Origin of the sequence: Bradyrhizobium sp. RDM12 (genome assembly GCF_051917485.1) — a bacterium.
Taxonomy (GTDB): Bacteria; Pseudomonadota; Alphaproteobacteria; order Rhizobiales; family Xanthobacteraceae; genus Bradyrhizobium.
On record NZ_CM133064.1, the window covers coordinates 3,458,533 to 3,476,582 of the forward strand.

General features: G+C 58.1%; 14 protein-coding genes and 3 pseudogenes. 15 read left to right on the plus strand and 2 right to left on the minus strand.

Annotated elements, in window-relative coordinates; translation table 11 throughout:
* Positions 1-47: 47 nt before the first annotated feature.
* The gene (locus tag ACTGJ9_RS16655) at positions 48-467 is read right to left on the minus strand and encodes a winged helix-turn-helix transcriptional regulator (RefSeq protein WP_456677936.1); all 420 of its coding nucleotides are present in this window, start codon (positions 465-467) and stop codon (positions 48-50) included.
* A gap of 421 nt (positions 468-888) precedes the next feature.
* Between ACTGJ9_RS16655 and ACTGJ9_RS16660 the strand changes: the two genes are divergently transcribed.
* The 14 genes and pseudogenes from ACTGJ9_RS16660 (at position 889) to ACTGJ9_RS16725 (ending at position 15,778) form a co-directional block, all read left to right on the plus strand.
* Positions 889-1,533 carry a hydrolase gene (locus ACTGJ9_RS16660; protein WP_456677937.1) on the plus strand — a complete coding sequence of 215 codons (645 nt, stop codon included), beginning with the start codon at positions 889-891 and terminating at the stop codon, positions 1,531-1,533.
* Between the two features lie 33 nt (positions 1,534-1,566).
* On the plus strand, positions 1,567-1,851 hold the full coding sequence (locus tag ACTGJ9_RS16665) for a XapX domain-containing protein (RefSeq protein WP_456677938.1): 285 nt from the start codon (positions 1,567-1,569) through the stop codon (positions 1,849-1,851).
* The gene (locus ACTGJ9_RS16670) at positions 1,848-3,731 is read left to right on the plus strand and encodes an amidohydrolase (protein ID WP_456677939.1); all 1,884 of its coding nucleotides are present in this window, start codon (positions 1,848-1,850) and stop codon (positions 3,729-3,731) included. The genes ACTGJ9_RS16665 and ACTGJ9_RS16670 overlap by 4 nt, the downstream gene beginning before the upstream one ends.
* A gap of 1 nt (position 3,732) precedes the next feature.
* A complete protein-coding gene (locus tag ACTGJ9_RS16675; RefSeq protein ID WP_456677940.1) occupies positions 3,733-4,152 on the plus strand; it encodes a DoxX family protein in 420 nt (139 codons plus the stop codon).
* Between the two features lie 28 nt (positions 4,153-4,180).
* Positions 4,181-5,087 (plus strand): annotated as a pseudogene (locus ACTGJ9_RS16680) (glyoxalase).
* A 137-nt stretch (positions 5,088-5,224) separates the two neighbouring features.
* Positions 5,225-6,430, plus strand: a pseudogene (locus ACTGJ9_RS16685) (alginate export family protein); the annotation flags it as partial.
* Between the two features lie 118 nt (positions 6,431-6,548).
* Positions 6,549-7,235 carry a YoaK family protein gene (locus ACTGJ9_RS16690; protein WP_456677941.1) on the plus strand — a complete coding sequence of 229 codons (687 nt, stop codon included), beginning with the start codon at positions 6,549-6,551 and terminating at the stop codon, positions 7,233-7,235.
* 188 nt (positions 7,236-7,423) lie between these two features.
* Positions 7,424-8,623, plus strand: coding sequence for an ABC transporter substrate-binding protein (locus ACTGJ9_RS16695; RefSeq protein WP_456677942.1), 1,200 nt, complete (start codon positions 7,424-7,426; stop codon positions 8,621-8,623).
* 162 nt (positions 8,624-8,785) lie between these two features.
* Positions 8,786-10,419, plus strand: a pseudogene (locus ACTGJ9_RS16700) (MFS transporter).
* Between the two features lie 387 nt (positions 10,420-10,806).
* Positions 10,807-12,033 carry a hypothetical protein gene (locus tag ACTGJ9_RS16705; protein WP_456677943.1) on the plus strand — a complete coding sequence of 409 codons (1,227 nt, stop codon included), beginning with the start codon at positions 10,807-10,809 and terminating at the stop codon, positions 12,031-12,033.
* Positions 12,030-12,770: a hypothetical protein gene (locus ACTGJ9_RS16710; RefSeq protein ID WP_456677944.1), complete on the plus strand. Its 741-nt coding sequence runs from the start codon at positions 12,030-12,032 to the stop codon at positions 12,768-12,770. Before ACTGJ9_RS16705 ends, ACTGJ9_RS16710 begins: the two co-directional genes overlap by 4 nt.
* A 299-nt stretch (positions 12,771-13,069) precedes the next feature.
* Positions 13,070-13,456, plus strand: coding sequence for a hypothetical protein (locus tag ACTGJ9_RS16715; RefSeq protein ID WP_456677945.1), 387 nt, complete (start codon positions 13,070-13,072; stop codon positions 13,454-13,456).
* A 55-nt stretch (positions 13,457-13,511) separates the two neighbouring features.
* Positions 13,512-14,024 carry an NAD(P)-dependent oxidoreductase gene (locus ACTGJ9_RS16720; protein WP_456678550.1) on the plus strand — a complete coding sequence of 171 codons (513 nt, stop codon included), beginning with the start codon at positions 13,512-13,514 and terminating at the stop codon, positions 14,022-14,024.
* A 731-nt stretch (positions 14,025-14,755) separates the two neighbouring features.
* Positions 14,756-15,778: an adenylate/guanylate cyclase domain-containing protein gene (locus tag ACTGJ9_RS16725; protein ID WP_456677946.1), complete on the plus strand. Its 1,023-nt coding sequence runs from the start codon at positions 14,756-14,758 to the stop codon at positions 15,776-15,778.
* A gap of 471 nt (positions 15,779-16,249) precedes the next feature.
* Here ACTGJ9_RS16725 and ACTGJ9_RS16730 read toward each other — a convergent pair whose 3' ends face one another.
* Positions 16,250-16,459, minus strand: coding sequence for a hypothetical protein (locus tag ACTGJ9_RS16730; RefSeq protein ID WP_456677947.1), 210 nt, complete (start codon positions 16,457-16,459; stop codon positions 16,250-16,252).
* 639 nt (positions 16,460-17,098) lie between these two features.
* On the opposite strand from ACTGJ9_RS16730, the gene trbB reads away from it, so the two are divergent.
* Positions 17,099-18,013 carry a P-type conjugative transfer ATPase TrbB gene (trbB, locus tag ACTGJ9_RS16735; protein WP_456677948.1) on the plus strand — a complete coding sequence of 305 codons (915 nt, stop codon included), beginning with the start codon at positions 17,099-17,101 and terminating at the stop codon, positions 18,011-18,013.
* The last annotated feature ends 37 nt before the right edge of the window (positions 18,014-18,050 follow it).

Genomic DNA, 18,050 nt, shown 5'->3' on the forward strand with positions numbered 1-18,050 from the left:
AAAGGTTGTCGGAGTTCGCTAGCGGCTCTTTCGCACAGGCGACAATTTCATTCGTAGCCCGCTTTTCCTCGTTGCGCGTCGAAGCGCCGACGGGCTCCTTCGACCTGATCTTGGTATGCGACGGCCCACCGGTACAGAGCGGAGAACGGCCCGGCGAGCGTACGGCCGAGTGGGCTGATGGCGTATTCGACCGCCACTGGAGAGGTATCAAGCACCGTTCGAGAAACCATCCCACTTCGCTCGAGCCTTCGGAGCGTCTGCGTCAATGATTTCTGAGTGACCGGATCTAGTGCGTGTTTGAGCTGATTGAAGCGCGTCGGGCCTTGCGAGAGGGCCGCAACGACAAGGATCGTCCATTTGTCGCCGATCTCTTCGATCAGCACACGATTCGGACAATCCGCTGGGAACGGCCAAATTTCCAGTTCTGGCGGGTAGATGAGTTCTGGGCGAGGAGCTTCATTTTGCATGGCGCAGTATCCGATCAGAAACCTAGTAGCGGGCTGGTGCCTAATTTACACGAGCGCGGTGCCGATACTATAGCCCCGTTCCGATGACGTGACGGGAAGTGGTTGAGATGAATAGACAGGGCCGCCAATCGCATCAGGTGTGTGCTTTACAGTTTGAAACGATGCCGCTGACTATCATCAGTCCAATATCGCCCGGGCGCACGATCTCTGGCCACCATTGGCAGAGGAAAGTCGAGGATTTCCAAACCTTCGAAGCCGCGGGAGCGTTCCGTTTGCTACCGCCGTGTCGATACAACGCCCTCAAGGACAGAGATGCAGCTGGTTCATCGACTAGCTGAAATCATTTCACTTCCGATGACGGCGCGGACACCGTCAATTACGAGCTGAATAAACCGCATCCACCAAACTCTGGAGATATCGAATGTCCAAGCTTGATATGCTTACACCGCAAAACAGCGCCATCGCCCTGATCGACTATCAGCCGGCAATGTACCAAGGCGTGCAGTCGCACGACCGCCTGGTGGTGTTCAATAATATCCAAATCTTGGCCAAGACCGCGAAGCTGTTCAAGATCCCGACCGTAATCTCCACGGTTGCAAAAGACTCCTTCTCCGGTCCGTTCATGCCGGAGGTGACAGATCTGTTCCCGAGCCACGAAGTCATTGATCGGACGTCCATGAATTCGTGGCTCAATGCGAACTTCCGCAACGCCGTCGCCGCTACTGGGAAAAAGAAATTCGTCATCGCCGGTCTGTGGACGGAAGCATGCGTGATGTTTCCGAGCCTCGACATGCTCAAGGAGGACTACGAAATTTACGTTGCTGCGGATGCTTGCGGTGATCTGTCGATCGAAGCGCACAACCGCTCCATGGAGCGTTTGGTACAGGCTGGCGCCATCCCGATCACCTCGTGCCAATACGTTTTCGAACTGCAGCAGGACTGGGCACGCACCGAGACCTACGAGGGCGTCATGGATATCCTCCGTGCCCACACGCCTTACGGCATCCAGGTCCGTTTCTCGAAGTGGGCGCTCGGCGAACACGCATCCGAGGCAGGCGCGCGGTAACTCCTCAGAAACGCTGGAGATAGGAGGAGTGTCATGAAGGTCTATGTATTGTCGTTGGCTGCAGGCCTCCTCGTCGGGGTGATCTACAATCTCCTCAATGTACGCTCGCCAGCGCCGCCTCTGGTGGCGCTCGTTGGGCTGCTGGGAATCCTGGTTGGAGAGCAGATCATACCGGTGACCAAACTCCTCATAGGAGGCTCTAGCTTTTCCGAGGCATTCCATCTTTCGAGCTGCGATTCCCATATTTTCGGCATGCTGCCTGGTCGACGCATGGTCGGTCCAATTGATGGCCTCAAGAATCAGGGGAAGCAAGCATGAGCAATCACGGCCCCGACCTGATCCTGCATCATGGTCTGTTCACAACACTTGATCGCTCAAATCCCGCGGCAACCGCCGTGGCCATCAAAGACGGGCTGTTTACGGCTGTGGGACACGTCGGGGATGTGATGAAGCTCGCCGATTCCTCGACAAAGATCGTCGACCTGAAAGGGCGGCGCGTGCTGCCGGGTCTCATCGATAATCATCTCCACATCATTCGCGGAGGGCTCAACTATAATATGGAGCTGCGGTGGGACGGCATCTGGTCACTCGCCGACGCCATGGCGATGTTGAAGAAGCAGGTTGCGATCACGCCGCCTCCGCAGTGGGTGCGAGTCGTCGGCGGATTCACGGAGCATCAGTTCGCGGAGAAGCGACTGCCGACAATCGACGAGCTAAACGCAATCGCGCCCGACACCCCGGTCTTCATCCTACATCTCTACGATCGCGCCATGCTGAACGGCGCCGCGTTGCGCGTCATTGGATACACAAAGGAAACGCCAGAGCCGCCCGGCGGCGAGATCGTGCGCGATGCGAATGGCAATCCGACGGGGCTGCTGCTGGCCAAACCGAATGCCAACATCCTCTACGCGACACTTGCAAAGGGACCAAGGCTTCCCTTGGAATACCAGGTCAACTCGACCCGTCATTTTATGCGGGAGTTGAACCGTCTCGGCGTCACCGGAGCGATCGATGCCGGCGGTGGCTTCCAGAATTATCCAGAGGACTACGCGGTCATTCAGAAGCTGTCGGATGAAGGGCAGCTCACCGTCCGTTTGGCGTACAACCTGTTCACCCAGAAACCGAAAGGAGAGAAGCAGGACTTCCTGAACTGGACCAAGACGTCGAAGTACAAGCAGGGAACCGACTATTTTCGCCACAACGGCGCGGGAGAGATGCTGGTGTTCTCGGCAGCTGACTTCGAGGATTTCCGCGTGCCTCGTCCGGATATGCCGCCGGAAATGGAAGGTGAACTCGAAGACGTTGTCCGCATCCTGGCCCAGAACAAATGGCCATGGCGCCTGCACGCGACCTACGACGAGACGATCTCGCGCGCGCTCGACGTATTCGAGAAGGTCAATCTGGACACACCGCTTGACGGTCTACACTGGTTCTTTGACCACGCCGAGACCATCTCCGACCAGTCCATCGACCGCATCGCCGCGCTTGGCGGCGGCATCGCCGTGCAGCACCGCATGGCCTATCAGGGGGAGTATTTCGTCGAGCGCTACGGTTTTGGCGCGGCCGAAATGACGCCGCCCGTCAGGAAGATCATTGACAAGGGCGTCAAGATCTCCGCCGGTACGGATGCAACCAGGGTTGCCTCCTACAATCCCTGGGTCTCGCTGGCGTGGCTCGTGACCGGCGTGACCGTGGGCGGTCTGCGGATATATCCACAACGCAACTGCCTCGATCGCGAAACCGCACTGCGGATGTGGACCGAAAACGTCACCTGGTTCTCCAACGAGGAGGGGAAAAAAGGGCGCATCCAAGTCGGTCAGCTCGCTGACCTGATCGTGCCCGATCGCGACTTCTTCTCCTGTGCCGACAACGAGATCGCCGACATCACAAGCGATCTCACTGTGGTCGGCGGGCGCGTCGTTTACGGGGCGCGAGATTTCAAAGCTCTCGACGATACCGCGCCGCCTGCGGCGATGCCCGACTGGTCGCCGGTGCGCAGTTTCGGAGGGTACGGCAACTGGGCAGAACAGGACGGCAAGGCACAGGCCGTTCGCGCCAACGCGATGCAGATGTGCGGCTGCGCCAATTCCTGCGGCGTGCACGGCCATGATCACGCGCGCGCATGGTCTGGAAGGCTGCCGGTTTCGGATCTCAAGAGCTTCTGGGGCGCGCTCGGTTGCGCTTGCTGGGCGGTGTGAGATGTTCGCTAGGTCGGATACGCCGAGCTGGGTCGCGACAGTCCTGTCGTGGTCCTGGCTTGCGGTGGCAGCTAGAGTAGCGCTGGTTTCGGCGTTCTTGATCGGCGGAGTTCAGAAAGCGCTCGATTTTCCGGGGGCCGTTGCGGAGCAGGCGCATTTCGGTCTCCAGCCGGCATGGCTTTGGGCCACGGCCGCCATCATCGTCGAACTCGGCGGTTCCGTGCTCGTCATTCTTGGACGCTGGATCTGGCTGGGAGCCGGCGGGCTCGGCGTGCTGACTGCGGTCGCCATGCTCACGGCGAACGATTTCTGGATAAAAGCCGGCCACGAACGCTTCCTGGCGGTGAATGCCTTCTTTGAGCATTTGGGGCTGATCGCCGGCTTGGTGCTCGTGTCTATGCTGTCCTTGCGCTCGAAATGAGCGTTCAATTCCGTGTTCGAGGTGTTCCATGATCGGCAAACGTCGTCTGATTGAAGTCCTCCTGGCTTGGTCACTGCTATTCCCATCGGTGGCAATCGCGCGGGATCAAGAAGCCCATACTGCGCAACAGGTCGGTGTCGGCGCGCAATACGACACCACGCATGTCTATGTGGCCCCCGAGGATGTGGACAAGTTCGCGGCCAGTTTTCTCGCTACCTTCGGAGGCCAGAGCACGAAACAGGTCGTTGCCACGGTAACACCGACGCCAAGCAGCACGACTTCCCAGCTTCTTCAGACGCCCGTTGGTACCGTCTCGCTGTTCGGCTTCAAAACGCCCATTCCTTATCCATTCGGCGCCGAGCGAACGGGCTATCTCGTTACAGACCTTGACGAAGCGATCAATGCAGCCCGGGACTCGGGCGCGGACGTGCTCGTGGCAGCCTTTCCGGATCCTATCGGACGGGATGCGGTGATCCAGTGGCCGGGCGGCGTGAATATGCAGCTGTATTGGCATACGACAAAGCCTTCCTATGCGGCATTCGAGACCATCCCTGAGAACCGCGTTTACCTCTCCGGACCGGGCGGATGCCTTTACCCGCAGCTTCCTGCGGTTTTCGCACGGGAAGGTTGTTTCCGACGATCAGCATGCCGCCGGGATCGAGATCGGCCGAGCGAAGGATACGTTCAGGCGCATCCGCATCGAATCGATGTTCGGAAAGATGACAGTGTTCGTTACTGACGGCCACCTGCCTTATCCCTACGGGCGGGAGCTGACCGGTTACGAGGTGAAGGATCTGCAAGGAACTTTGACGAAAGCTAAGGCCTCGGGTGCTATCGTGCTTGTCGATCCCTATAGCTCTGACGGGCGGTCCGAAGCCATGGTACAATTTCCCGGCGGATATATTGCGGAGATTCACGCGACCGTACCGAAGTGAGGGGACGCGATGGCATTGCTGCTGGGACGATCGCTTTTGCGGACGGTATGGGCGGCGGGCGTACTGTGCGCGGCGGCGCCACAGATGGCGTCGGCGGATGATCAGTCAAAGCATCAACGCCGCAACGACCGGCTATCATGTTCAATCGCTGGCAGGAGGACTGGTCGGTGCTCGCGGATCCTCGCGTGCCGCGTGAGCCACTTGATGAACTCAAATACATTCCGCTAACCGGCTTCGATCCGCGCACCTATCTCTCGTTCGGTGCAAACACCCGCGAGCGCTTCGAGTCAAATAATGCGCCAAGCTTCGGCACTGGCTCGAACCGCAGCCAGAATTACGTTATCAGCCGCAACGAATTCCATGCCGATCTGCGCGTTGCCGATCAAGTGCAGGCATTCGTGCAGTTTCAAGCCGACTATGCTCCGTGGAAGACTATGTTGACGCCTGTCGATCGGAACCCGCTCGATCTGGAGCAGGCTTGGGTTGCTCTGACCGAGCCGGTGGGTGGCGGAACGCTGAAACTGAGGGCCGGTCGTCAGCAATTTGGCTTCGATCTGCAGCGCTTTGTGGCCGTACGCGACGGTCCCAACGTTCGCCAATCCTTTGACGCTGCCTGGGCAGATTATGAGAATGGACCGTGGCGGTTCATCACCTTTTACAGCCTACCGGTGCAGGTTCGCGACAATACCATATTCGATGACTACAGCAGTGTCACCGTGCAGACCTTCGGGATGGCCCGGGCAGAGTATAAATTTTCCGAGTCCCTGTTTATCGCCGGCTACTATGCCAATTTTACACAGGCGAATGCGCGGTTTGCAAATGCGTCCGGCGATGAGCGAAGAGACATTCTAGATGTTCATCTGAACGGAAATGCCAATCATTTCGATTTTGACCTCGAAGTGATGGGACAGACCGGACGGATTGGTGCCGAGCCGATCAAGGCCTGGGCTATCGGCTCACTCGCTGGCTACACCTTTGCCGACGTGAATTTGAGCCCAAGGGTAGGCATTCAAGTAGACGCGGCGTCCGGTGATGGCAACAGCGCAGGAAGCTTTGGGACATTTAATCCGCTGTTTCCCAACGGTTACTATTTTACGCTTGCGAGTTACACCGGCTACACAAACCTCATTCACGTCAAGCCTTCCCTGACGTTGACTTTGAGTCCGTCACTGAAGCTTATGTTCGCAGCTGCGGCTCAATGGCGCCAAAACACTGCGGATGCGATCTACACCCAACCCGATATACCGGTCCCGAACACTGCCGGGCGGCCGGGCGCCTATACCGGAAGCTATGGCCAGATTCGTCTCGATTGGAATATAGACCGGGCGACTTCCTTCGCGGTCGAGGCGGTGCACTTCGCGGTCGGCGACACTTTGCGCAACGCCGGCGCCCACGACTCAACTATGTCGGCGTCGAGATCAAACGGGGATGGTAGTGCAGCCGGAGCCGAGCGGAAGTCCAATGATCGTGCCGTTTCTCTTGAGTCTAACCGCGGGCTACATCGACACGGCGGGCTTTCTTGCATTGCAAGGCCTCTTCACAGCTCATGTGACCGGAAATTTCGTTACCTTTGGTGCATCGCTTGTTCTTGGCACCTCCGGAGCCGTTGCGAAACTCCTCGCGCTCCCGATCTTCTGCGCTGTCGTGATGGCTGTTCGCCTGCTTAGCTCCGCGCTAACGCCGCGCTGGCGCTTCGTCTTTGAAGCCATGCTAGGTCTTAAGGTCCTCCTGTTGATCGTCGGTGCCGCGCTCGCGATCAAGTTCGGCCCTTTCCAGAATGGCGACAGCTTGCAGGCTGTGACTACCGGGATGGTGCTCGTCGCGGCCATGGCCATCCAGAACGCGGCGCATCGGGTCTATCTTGGAAGCGTACCTCCTTCGACCCTGATGACAGGCACGACGACGCAGATCATGATCGATCTTGCGGACGTAATCTACGCACGGGGCAAGGCGCCAACTGGCCAAATCAGGTCGCGGATGGCGATGATGTCAAAGAACGTCATCATTTTCGCTGTCGGTTGCGCCGCCGCAGCCCTCTCGTACGCGCACTACAACGTTTGGTGCTTCGTGGTGCCCCCGCTGTTAGGCGGACTTTCGCTACTTGTTCGACTATGGGAGTCGACGAAGAAGGAAGCACCAACAATCTGACGTTCAGCTCGATGCTTTTAGAGACGTTTGTTGTTCGAGATGTTTCGGAGGCCGAAAATTCGTCCTGAGCCACCCGGCGCGGCCTCAGCGGAAACACCTGCCAGCGTCCTATCAGCGGAAGTCATTCTACGCGAAGCGCAGGTAAGCTTGTGAGGAGAGCCAAACAAATGGGCATAATACTAAGGATCGTGTTGGCAGCGCAGTTGATTATCGTGCCGAGTCTTTCTCTCGCCGCACCGGAGACGAAAGATAGGGGCGATAGTGAAATCCGTGTCGGCAACATCATGCCCTATAGCGGTCCCTTGACGGAATTTTCCTCGATCGGAAAGACAGAATCCGCCTTCTTCGACATGATCAATGATCGCGGAGGCATCAATGGCCGGAAGGTGAGGTTCATTTCGCGTGATGACGGTTCAGATCCAAGGACGGCGTTGGACGAGACCCGCCGGTTAGTCGACGACGACAACGTGCAACTCATTTTTGGCTCGTTCGGGACACCGGGCAACTTGGCGGTGCGCTCCTACCTTAACGATAACAAGATACCGCAGCTCTTCGCCGCTTCCGGTGACGAAGAATGGAATAAGCCGACTGCGTTTCCCTGGACAATGGGCTGGCAGCCTTCGTTTCGCACGGAGGGACGCATTTACGCGAATTTTGTGCAGGCGTTTTACCCAGACCGCAAGGTTGCCGTGCTCTGGCAGAACGATCAGTTCGGGCGCGATCTGTTGATCGGCCTGCAGGAGGGCATGGCGGAGTGGGCGCGTATGATCGTGGCCGACAGTACGTTTGACATGTCGGATAGATCGGTCGATGGACAGATCGATCTTCTAAGGGCGTCGGGAGCAGGTATCTTCGTCTTCGCGGGTTCACCGAGGACGGCTGAACTCGCTATGAGGAGGTTGGCGGATATTGATTGGCACCCGCTCATTATCGTCACCAACGTGGCCGCGCCTGCCTTGCGCGCTCTGACGCAAGCTGGCGTGCAGAACACGGCGGGAGTCGTCTCTACATCGTTCTTGAAAGATGATTCCGATCCGGTCTGGAAAAACGACGAGGGAATGAAGCGTTTCGCGACGTTCATGGACGAGTATTATGCCAACGGCGACAAGCAAGATAGTAATGTTGTCTTTGGGTATGGTGCTGCCGAGACGCTATCGCTGGTGCTCAAACAATGCGGCGATGATTTCTCGCGCGAGAACATCATGCGGCAGGCAACTTCGTTGAAGGAGTTTCAGAGTTCAGTCACGCTCCCGGGAATTAAGATAAGTACCGGTCCAAACGATTTTCGTCCGATCAAGCAGGTGCGCCTTGTGCAGTTCGACGGCAGCTTGTGGCAGCCAATTGGTGACGTGATCGATAGCGCATTTCTCGGTCAGACCAAGCACTAATCGAGCGATGAGAGCGACAACTCAGTCGCCATTTTCCGTGAAAGTCTGATTGTGCAGCCCGGTGATCGAGCTCCTTGGCTCGGAGGAGGGGCGTTTGCAGTCGATCGGCAGCTGGCGTCGGCGCGGGACTCTTACACCTGAATCTTATTGGAGCGAACGACGATGGCGACCGATCAGCAATCAACACAGTCTCCGAACCCGCCGAGCACATTGTCCTGGAACGCATTTCGCCACACGTCGTTCACCGTGGTTTGGCTGGCTACCGTGGTTTCCAACGTCGGTACTTGGATGTACAATGCGGCGTCGGGTTGGCTGATGACAAGCCTGGATGCTGATCCGCTTAGTGTCTCTTTGGTCCAGGTCGCAACCAGCCTTCCCATGTTTCTCTTTGCGCTTCCGGCTGGCGCGATGGCGGACATCGTCGACAAGCGGCGTTTTCTGATTGTTACGGAAATCGTGGTGACGTTGGTTGCAGCGGCGAGCGCTGTGCTCGTCTGGCTTGGCTTCGTTAATCCGCCCATCCTGCTCTTGTTCACCTTCCTGCTCGGTGTGGGTGCAGCTTTTACCGCGCCAGCGTGGCAATCGGTGGTGCCCAGCCTTGTGCCGAGGCAGGACCTGGCTGCAGCAGTGGCGAGCAACGGCGTGGGTGTCAACATCAGCCGGGCGATTGGACCCGCACTGGGCGGTGTGATCATCGGAGGATTGGGAATTGCCGCGCCGTTCTGGTTGAACGCGCTGAGCAATCTTGGCGTTATCGGCGCCCTGTGGTGGTGGCGGCCGTCAACTTCCGGCGGCCATGCACTTCCTGCAGAACGTCTAACAAGCGCGTTGGTCGTCGGACTCCGGCATGCCCGGTATAATCCCCATCTGCGGGCAACGCTGATAAGAGCCGCCGTCTTCTTCTTCTTTGCGAGCACCTATTGGGGGCTGCTTCCGCTTGTCGCGCGCAACCAGATCGCCGGGGGCCAGCGCTTTACGGCATATTGCTGGGCGCAATTGGAGCGGGCGCGGTCGGTGGAGCATTTGGTCTACCCTGGATGAAAGCGACCTTTGGGCCCGACCGGATCGTTGCCCTCGGCACCGCTGGCACAGCCATCAGCTTGATCCTGTTCGGCTTCGCACGCAGCCCCGCGGTTGCGCTACTTGCTTCCATCGTCGCTGGTATTTCCTGGATCGCGGTCCTGGCGACCCTCAATGTCTCGGCGCAGCTCTCGCTGCCGGATTGGGTACGTGGCCGAGGACTTGCCATGTTCGTAACGGTCTTTTTTGGTGCTATGACTGCGGGCAGCGTGTTTTCGGGACAAGTTGCCGCGATGCTGGGTCTGCCGGCCGCTCACTTCATTGCGGCGGTCGGTGCCTTAATTGGAATTGTATTGAGCTGGTCGTGGAAGCTGCAAAGCAGCGCTGAAATCGATCTAACCCCCTCCATGCATTGGCCTGTCCCGGTGCTGACTATCAACGCCGAGGTAGATCGCGGACCAGTGCTGATAACTGTTGAATACCACATCAACCCTGAGCGACGGATGGCCTTTCTCACGGCCCTCCAGAAGCTTGGCCAGCAGCGGCGACGGGATGGCGCGTACGCCTGGGATATCTTTGAAGACTCGGCCCAGGAGGGGCGCTTCATGGAAACATTCCTCGTTGCGTCTTGGCTTGAGCATTTGCGGCAGCACCAGCGTGTTACGAATGCAGATCGCATCGTTCAAGATCTCGTGCGCCAATACGATGCCAAGGCTGAGCCGAAGGTAACGCATTTCGTTGCTGCGGCCTGTGATTCTGAGAGCTTGGGCGGATGAGCTGATTTGCCAGCCGCAACGAAAAGCGCACTCGCCATTCCCGGGACGATGGGCCAAGATGATTATCAAGATCACGCTGCTCCAAGGCGTGATAGCAACTATTCGAGCTCAGATGTGGCGCTTCTTGCTACCGTTGAGCTGGACCTTAGCGTCACCGGCGTGCGCATCGGGGAGTCCGATGACAGGTGATCTCGCCGGCGCCTCCCGAGCCAGATTGAGACCAGACGGAAGTCGAAGCCACGTTCGGTTGAGATCTGCGAAGCCGCATGCCAATTTCGAATGCAGAGGGTTCATCAGGCGACTGAAGACATTTCACTTCCGCACGGACTTCGAGTTGTTAAGAGACTGTTCCGAAGGCGTTCTCGGAAGTACACAGGAGTTCCGTTAGTGCGATCAGCATTGTTCGTTGCGGTAATTGTCGCGGCAGGTACAGCCGCAGCCACTCACGCGAAAGCGGCCGATATCAAGTCGATCTCTCGGATCGAATTTGGACCCGCAAACATTCTATTCGTAGCCGATTGGCAAGCGTCGGCGATCGATGCTCTAACTCTGCCGGCTATGGCGCCGGCAGAAGCGCGAACGTTCAACATCCGAGATCTGGGCTCCCTCCTTGAAAAACAGAGCGACGGTGGACCGGCTCATGTGACTGACATGAAGGTACGTCCCGGTACGGGAGTCGCGTATGTTGCCTACGAATTCGGACGCGCGCGCAGTCCCGGACTGGCGTGGATAACCCCAGATGGGCAAGTGCATAAGGTCGATCTAGAAACGACCAAGGCAGCTGAGACAAAGCTCAAGGACGCAACCGATTCAGATAACTCCTTCTGGGGGCGTATTCCCGAGCGAAGTCTGACCGTGACCACTATGAAGTGGCATGACCGAGAGCTTTTCGTTGCCGGTCTTTCTAATCAGACGTTCGCATCTTCCCTCTGGCGGCTGCGCTTCCCGTTCGACTCCCAGATCAGCCCGACTTCGATAGAGATTTACCATACATCGCACGATCAATGGGAAACGCGAGCCCCGATCCGTGAGATGGCTTTCGCCGATCTGGACGCGAAAAGCTATCTGGTGGCGGCCTACATGTGCACACCGCTCGTCACGATACCGTTAGACGAGATTAGGAGTGGTGCACATATTCGGGGGAAGACGATTGCCGAATTGGGCTATGGCAACACTCCATCAGACATGGTTTCGTACGTTGGGACAGAGCAGGGCAAAAAGGTACCCTACGTTCTGCTGACGAATTACGAGCGTAGCGCTGATTTGATACCGGTGAGTTCGATTGCTGAATCGAACAAAAAAGCTGGTTTTGAGAAGCCAGTGCCCTGGGGAAATATAACCGGAGTGGATCTAACTTATTTGCCGCTCTCGGGCGTGACCCGGATAGACAACCTCGACGATAAATACCTTATCGTCGTCCGACAGGATCCGGAGCAAGACAAGACGCAACTTGTAACGTTCAACAAGGACATTCGGTTGCGTGTCACTGATTTTGTGTCGGAGTACGATTTTCCTGACTACAAATACCCGAAAGGATACCAGTCAACTTTTATAAAGCCCATCGAAGATACTCTCATTCGTGAGGAGGGTGTCCAGAGTCCAAGCGAGCCGTGACCCGTACCACCCTGCAAACGCTGGCGATCATCGCGCTCCTCAACTCGCCAGCGGCCCTTGCTCAATCAGTGGTTGCGGTCAGACCGTCCGGTGCGACGGTGCCCGCGAACCTGTTGCGGTTTTCGATCGCGTTCTCTCCGGCGCCTTCGAATGTCAGTGTTCAGGATTTCGCTCTCCGACAGGCGAGCGGCTCTCAAATCTTGGCGCCTTTCGATCCAGTAGAGCTTTGGTCGCCTGATCGTCGCGTCCTCACAATCTTGTTCCAACCGGGAAGAGTTAAGACTGGCCTTATCGCTCACAATACCCTCGGTTGGGCTCTAGCTCCCGGCACGGAAGTTGCGTTGCTGTTTCGCGGTCGTGCCATCATCTCGTGGCGTGTGACTGCTCCGATCAACACCCCGCCTGATCCGACAGATTGGCACGTCAACGGGCCACGATCGGGTACGATCGATCCTGTCACGGTTCATCTTGGCGCTGCCATAGATGCGCTCGACAAAGATCTCGTGGCTGTTGCCGATGCTGGCGGCCGCCGCGTTCCTGGTTACGCGACGCTCGCCCAGGGCGAAACCGTTTGGCGCTTTGCGCCAAGCCGCCCGTGGCAGCCGGGCTTCTACTCAATCAAGATCAATCCTGGTCTGGAAGATCCTGCCGGCAATCGGGTACGACAGAGTTTCGAGCATCGACCCAAGCCCAACGTCACCATGGATAACCCGCACCTCCAATTTCATATTCAATGAACTGTTCACGAGCGTGAGATCGTTATGGCCGCCGAGTCGGATGTGCCACGCCAGCATTGCTCAGGCCCTCGACTGGTTGGCCAGACTGGTAGGCCAGCGCCTCGGCCGCAAACGACAAAGTCACCGATGTCGCTTATGGCCAGTCCTGCGGCGATTCGCGCGTTTCGCATGCAATTTGCTCAGCGCAAGCCTGAAAGAAATTCACTTGCCGGAGTCTGCGTTCCGCGTGCGCCTACCCAAAGGCGACTTGCAGGACCTCGCTGAGTGTTTCTGACGCCTGCCGCTGATGGAGGATGCCGATGAAGGTTGCGATCCTCGATGATTACCAAAACGTCGCGCTTGAACTGGCTGATTGGTCGGACGTGCGACGCCAGGCTGAACTCACGGTATTCAATGATCATGTCACCGAGTCCTCCGCAGTGGTTGCACGGTTGCGGCAGTTCGACGTTGTATGCGTGATGCGCGAACGCACACCTCTCACAAGGGAGATCCTGCAGCAACTGCCGATGCTCAAGCTTATTGCCTCGACAGGATCTGTAAACTCATCCATCGACAGGAAAGCCGCAGCCGATCTCGACATCGCGGTCACTGAGACGGGGTACGACTCCACGCCAACGATTGAGCTCGCCTGGTCACTGATCCTGGCGAGCATGCGGCGCATCGATCGGGAGGCCGCTTCACTTTAGGGCCGGTAGGTGGCAAACGGGTCTCGGTTCTAACCTGCGAGGTAAATGTCTCGGGATACTCGGGTTGGGCAACATCGGAAGTGAGGTTGCACGTATCGGGCTGGCTTTCGGGATGAAGGTGATCGCCTGGAGCCAAAATCTGACCGATGAGAGAGCACGGGCAGCCGGCGCGACCTTCGTGGATAAGCCGTCGCTGTTTCGGGAAGCGGATGTCATCACGGTACATCTCGTTCTGAGCCGCCGCACCAGAGGCCTGATCGGCGCGCCCGAGTTCGCCTTGATGAAGCGGTCAGCACGATTTATCAATACATCGCGGGGTCCGATAGTCGATGAAGCCGCCTTAATTGAAGCTCTGGAGGCGCGAAGGATCGCGGGAGCGGCAATTGACGTATTCGATACCGAACCGTTGCGAACTGACCATCCATTCCGCAAACTCGATGATGTCCTTGCTACGCCTCACATTGGCTACGTCACCGAGGAACTCTATCGCGTGTTTTATGGCGACGCCGCAGCGAATATTGCACGATGGCTTGAGAACAACGCGCCAAGGTTCCAAGCGAAGGCCTAGCAAGCATCCGCGACCGTTGAGTGATGAGGGGCGACCAACATGCCCAAGAGCGCGCAACCCCGCTCGGCGAAGGCATACAGCCCGTTAGCGAAGCAGCGGTCGCTCGGCACCAGCCTCGGGAGAATGAGCCCGACCACTTCGTGCATGAGATCGCCGCTGGCCAACACAAGTCGCTCAAGTGGGCTGACAACCCGGGGTATGAAACCACCCTGCTTCGGCGAGAGCCTCTTGAACAAAGGATCACCTTCTTGCGCCAAAAGACGCTCTTTGCTCGAGCTTGTTGATGCGTCACGCCACCAGCCCATCACCAGGTCTCAGCCGGTCTGTGCGTCGTGGTCCGGCCCACGGTATGCTCCCAGTTGTTTGCCCACTGGCTCGCTCCATTCTTTCCACGCTGATGCTCCTGCAGTGTCTGAGACAGTTTATCCCGCGGCCCGAGTGTCGAGCAGGCGACCGGGAAGGGTCCTAGGACATGCTCTGGGATTACGGCTGGCGCGGCCGATGGCCGACAGAGACTCAGGCAATTCGTCGGCACGACGTCGAAGCAGGGACTGGGGCCGTCTCCGCCGGTAATCCAGGTCCCGCCTAGCGTGTCGATGCTCCTCATACGATTGGATCATCACTCGGCAATTGCAGAGCGTCCGCGCGCAGAAAAGCCGGCTTTGATGCGTACCGATAGGTAGTCCGATAATGCTCGATCTTATCCGTCCCCCTTTCTAGTCGCCGCGGCCGTGCTTGCCAGCGTCATCTTTCTCATTGATACCTTATCGTCGCTGCATTTTGCCGTGGCATCACTGTATGTTATCGTTGTTTTGATCGCCGCCCATGATCTTCATCGGCGAGGCGTTTTCATAACGGGCGCCGCCTGCTCATTGCTCACGGTCGCCAGCTATGTGTTCGTGCACGGATTTGTGCTGGATAGAGCCGCCCCGTTGCGCTCTGCAGTTAGCCTAGTTTCGATTCTGATCACCACGGCTCTAGTCCTGCGGAGCATTTCCGCAAATGAGCGCGTAAAGAAGGTCGAGCGCGAGCGCGCAAACCTCGCTCGTTTTGTCTCGCCGGCAATTGTAGATCAGCTTGTCGGTATTCATGTCCCATTCTCCTTCGCGCGAAGCCAGCCGGCGGCGGTACTGTTTGCCGACATGATCGGATTTACGGCGTTTTCCTCGGGCAAGTCTCCAGCTCTTGTCATCGGCCTGCTACGCGATCTGCTGCGCGTTCTCAGCGAAGCGGTCTTTCTGCATCACGGATCAATAGACAAATTTCTGGGCGACGGTCTCATGGCATTTTTCGGCCCGCCCTTGACGAGCCTGCGCGATGCTACGAACGCCGCGGCGTGCGCCCTGGAAATCGTCAATTCAATCGAACATTGGAACCACCGCCATGCCGATTGTACCGAGGAGGCCCTACGCGTTGCCGTCGGCATACACTATGGCGAGGTCGTACAGGGAGACGTAGGCAGCGAAAAGCAGCTTGAGCTTACCTTGGTCGGAGATACCGTAAACATCGCAAGCCGTGTTGAAGCCTATTGCCGCACTCTAGGTGCCGCGGTGCTGGTCACCGACGCATTCGTGCAGGCACTGCGCGCTGAAGGCAGTCTTGAGCTTGCCAAAGCCTTCGCAGACGAAGGATTGCACATGCTGCGGGGCCGAAAAGAGCCTATTCGTCTTTTTAGCCTGCGAAGAGAGCCAAGCCTCGGGAAGCCGCCGGTTGAACCAGCTGGTTCGCAATCTTCTGCGGACAGATCCCCATAAGATGACAAAGGGACATCACAAATTGGAGCGGCCTCTCCCGTCGCCAAAGCTCTGAATGCGATCGGTGACACTGCGGATTGTGCAGGAGGCGTTGGAGGGTAGAAGAAGGTTCGGAAAATTTCAAAGGAGTCTCGGGCTCGCCAAGTGCATCTTGTCCGCCAAGACTGAAAACGTTGGTTGAGTTCGAAATCCTCAGAATCTCACCAGCTTCTGACGGAAGCGCATATCGCGAGTACAATTTAGCTGAAGGGCCGAACGCTCTGTAGCGATCTACACCGCGACCAGGTAGCGATTCAGCGACACCTGCGCGGGGGCACCGAACCAATCCGTTGTTCGCCATTCAGTCGCTCGTCATGGTGTCTTGTCCTCGTCATTCACTGTGGGGCTGGCTGCCCCAGACAACACACAGGTGGGGTCGACACGAGCGCCGGTTTGAACGCCATTAGGCCTGATGCTGCGGCTCCAACCCTCTCATGAAGCGATCGAGTTCCGACTTCCGGACAACGTCCGTCCTCCGTATTTCACGCTCTGGAGCGCTCCGTCGTTGAAGGCGTCGTAGATCCAGCTGCGCGCGATTCCGCTCTCCCTCACGACGTCCGGGATTGAGAGCATCTGTGTATCGTCCTGATCGACCAGACGGATCGCCGGACGATCGATCTCGGCCTTCTCCGACCTGGCCAACCAGCGATCCTGCCCTGGTTTGTTATTGCAATTGTCGGAACGGCGACCGTGGTCAGCTTCGCGGTGATAGCCGATTACTTTCCGCCAGAGCTTGCCGGTCGTGTCAACAGCGCCTTGAACGTCTTCCACTTTAGCTGGGCATTTCGGCACAGTACGCGACGGGCCTGATCCTGGAGCAGTGGTCTGCGGATAATGGCCATAGGCCCGCGATAGCTTATCAGGTCGCGTTCGGCGTTGATATACCTATGCAGATCGCGGCGCTTTTCTGGTTCGCGCTGCCCAGGTGCACATCCGTCGCTTTATGGTTCGTTGCGGGTCCCGTCTTCATGCCGGCCGATGTTTCCAATGCTGTCGAGTCAGTTGGCTTGTATGAGAGTTCAGCCGTGCTGGTGCCCGCGGACAACAGCGAATGGTGAGCTGCAACTCGCCATCAGGAATTGAGCAGCATCAGTCAAGAGCTCCTCCGGGTCTTTCCTTTTTTGCGCCAGCCTACGATCACGAAAAGCGCGTGTTGCGCCAAAGCGACTGATGCCATTTCTAATTGTCCCCATCCGGGGACGCTGTGGACGTCCTCATCGGTGGGGGCGAACGGTGGCAATCGGATCCATTCAATCGCAAGCGAGTTTACGTGGTGCGCGAATGCTGCGCAGCGCGCTTGGCACAGCGATAGCCGGCTACCTCGAAGACGAAGCGATCATCGAGGTAATGCTCAACCCGGATGGGCGGCTCTGGATTGACCGGCTATCCAGTGGCCTGGCCGACACCGGCGAAACCCTGACGGCAGAAGACGGTGAGCGCATCATTCGCCTGGTCGCCCATCACGTAGGCGCCGAGGTGCATGTCGGGGCCCCAAGGGTTTCGGCTGAACTTCCCGGGACCGGAGAGCGCTTTGAAGGTCTCTTGCCTCCGGTCGTTGCAGCACCGGCCTTTGCTATCCGCAAGCCCGCGGCCGCCGTGTTTACGCTCGACGACTATGTCGCCAGCGGGATCATGACCCCGGCGCAGGCCAGAATCCTGAAGAACGCGGTCGCTGAACGTAAGAACATCCTCGTTGCCGGCGGGACATCGACCGGCAAGACCACGTTGACCAACGCGCTTCTGGCCGAGGTAGCGAAGACCGCTGACCGCGTCGTCCTGATCGAAGATACGCGCGAACTTCAATGCAAGGCGCCCAATCTCGTAGCGCTACGGACCAAGGACGGCGTAGCCACTTTATCTGACCTTGTCCGCTCCTCGCTTCGACTGCGCCCTGACCGCATTCCGATCGGCGAGGTCCGCGGGGCCGAAGCGCTCGATCTCCTCAAGGCTTGGGGTACCGGCCATCCCGGCGGGATCGGGACCATTCATGCGGGCAGCGCGCTCGGCGCGCTGCGGCGTCTTGAGCAGCTGATCCAGGAAGCGGTCATCACGGTTCCGCGCGCCCTGATCGCCGAGACCATCAACTTCGTCGCCGTGCTCGCGGGGCGCGGCGCCGATCGTCGCCTCGCAGAACTCGCTCTCGTGACGGGGCTCGGGTCGGCCGGCGACTACAGCCTTTCACCAGCAGGAGACTGACATGCGTCCACGATTTCGTTTGGTTCGGGATACCACT

Coding starts and splice junctions, on each gene's coding strand:
- ACTGJ9_RS16655 (WP_456677936.1), bottom strand. CDS start 467: ATGCAAAATGAAGCTCCTCGCCCAGAACTCATCTACCCGCCAGAACTG.
- ACTGJ9_RS16665 (WP_456677938.1), top strand. CDS start 1,567: ATGAAGGTCTATGTATTGTCGTTGGCTGCAGGCCTCCTCGTCGGGGTG.
- ACTGJ9_RS16660 (WP_456677937.1), top strand. CDS start 889: ATGTCCAAGCTTGATATGCTTACACCGCAAAACAGCGCCATCGCCCTG.
- ACTGJ9_RS16675 (WP_456677940.1), top strand. CDS start 3,733: ATGTTCGCTAGGTCGGATACGCCGAGCTGGGTCGCGACAGTCCTGTCG.
- trbB (WP_456677948.1), top strand. CDS start 17,099: ATGCTGCGCAGCGCGCTTGGCACAGCGATAGCCGGCTACCTCGAAGAC.
- ACTGJ9_RS16690 (WP_456677941.1), top strand. CDS start 6,549: ATGATCGTGCCGTTTCTCTTGAGTCTAACCGCGGGCTACATCGACACG.
- ACTGJ9_RS16715 (WP_456677945.1), top strand. CDS start 13,070: ATGAAGGTTGCGATCCTCGATGATTACCAAAACGTCGCGCTTGAACTG.
- ACTGJ9_RS16670 (WP_456677939.1), top strand. CDS start 1,848: ATGAGCAATCACGGCCCCGACCTGATCCTGCATCATGGTCTGTTCACA.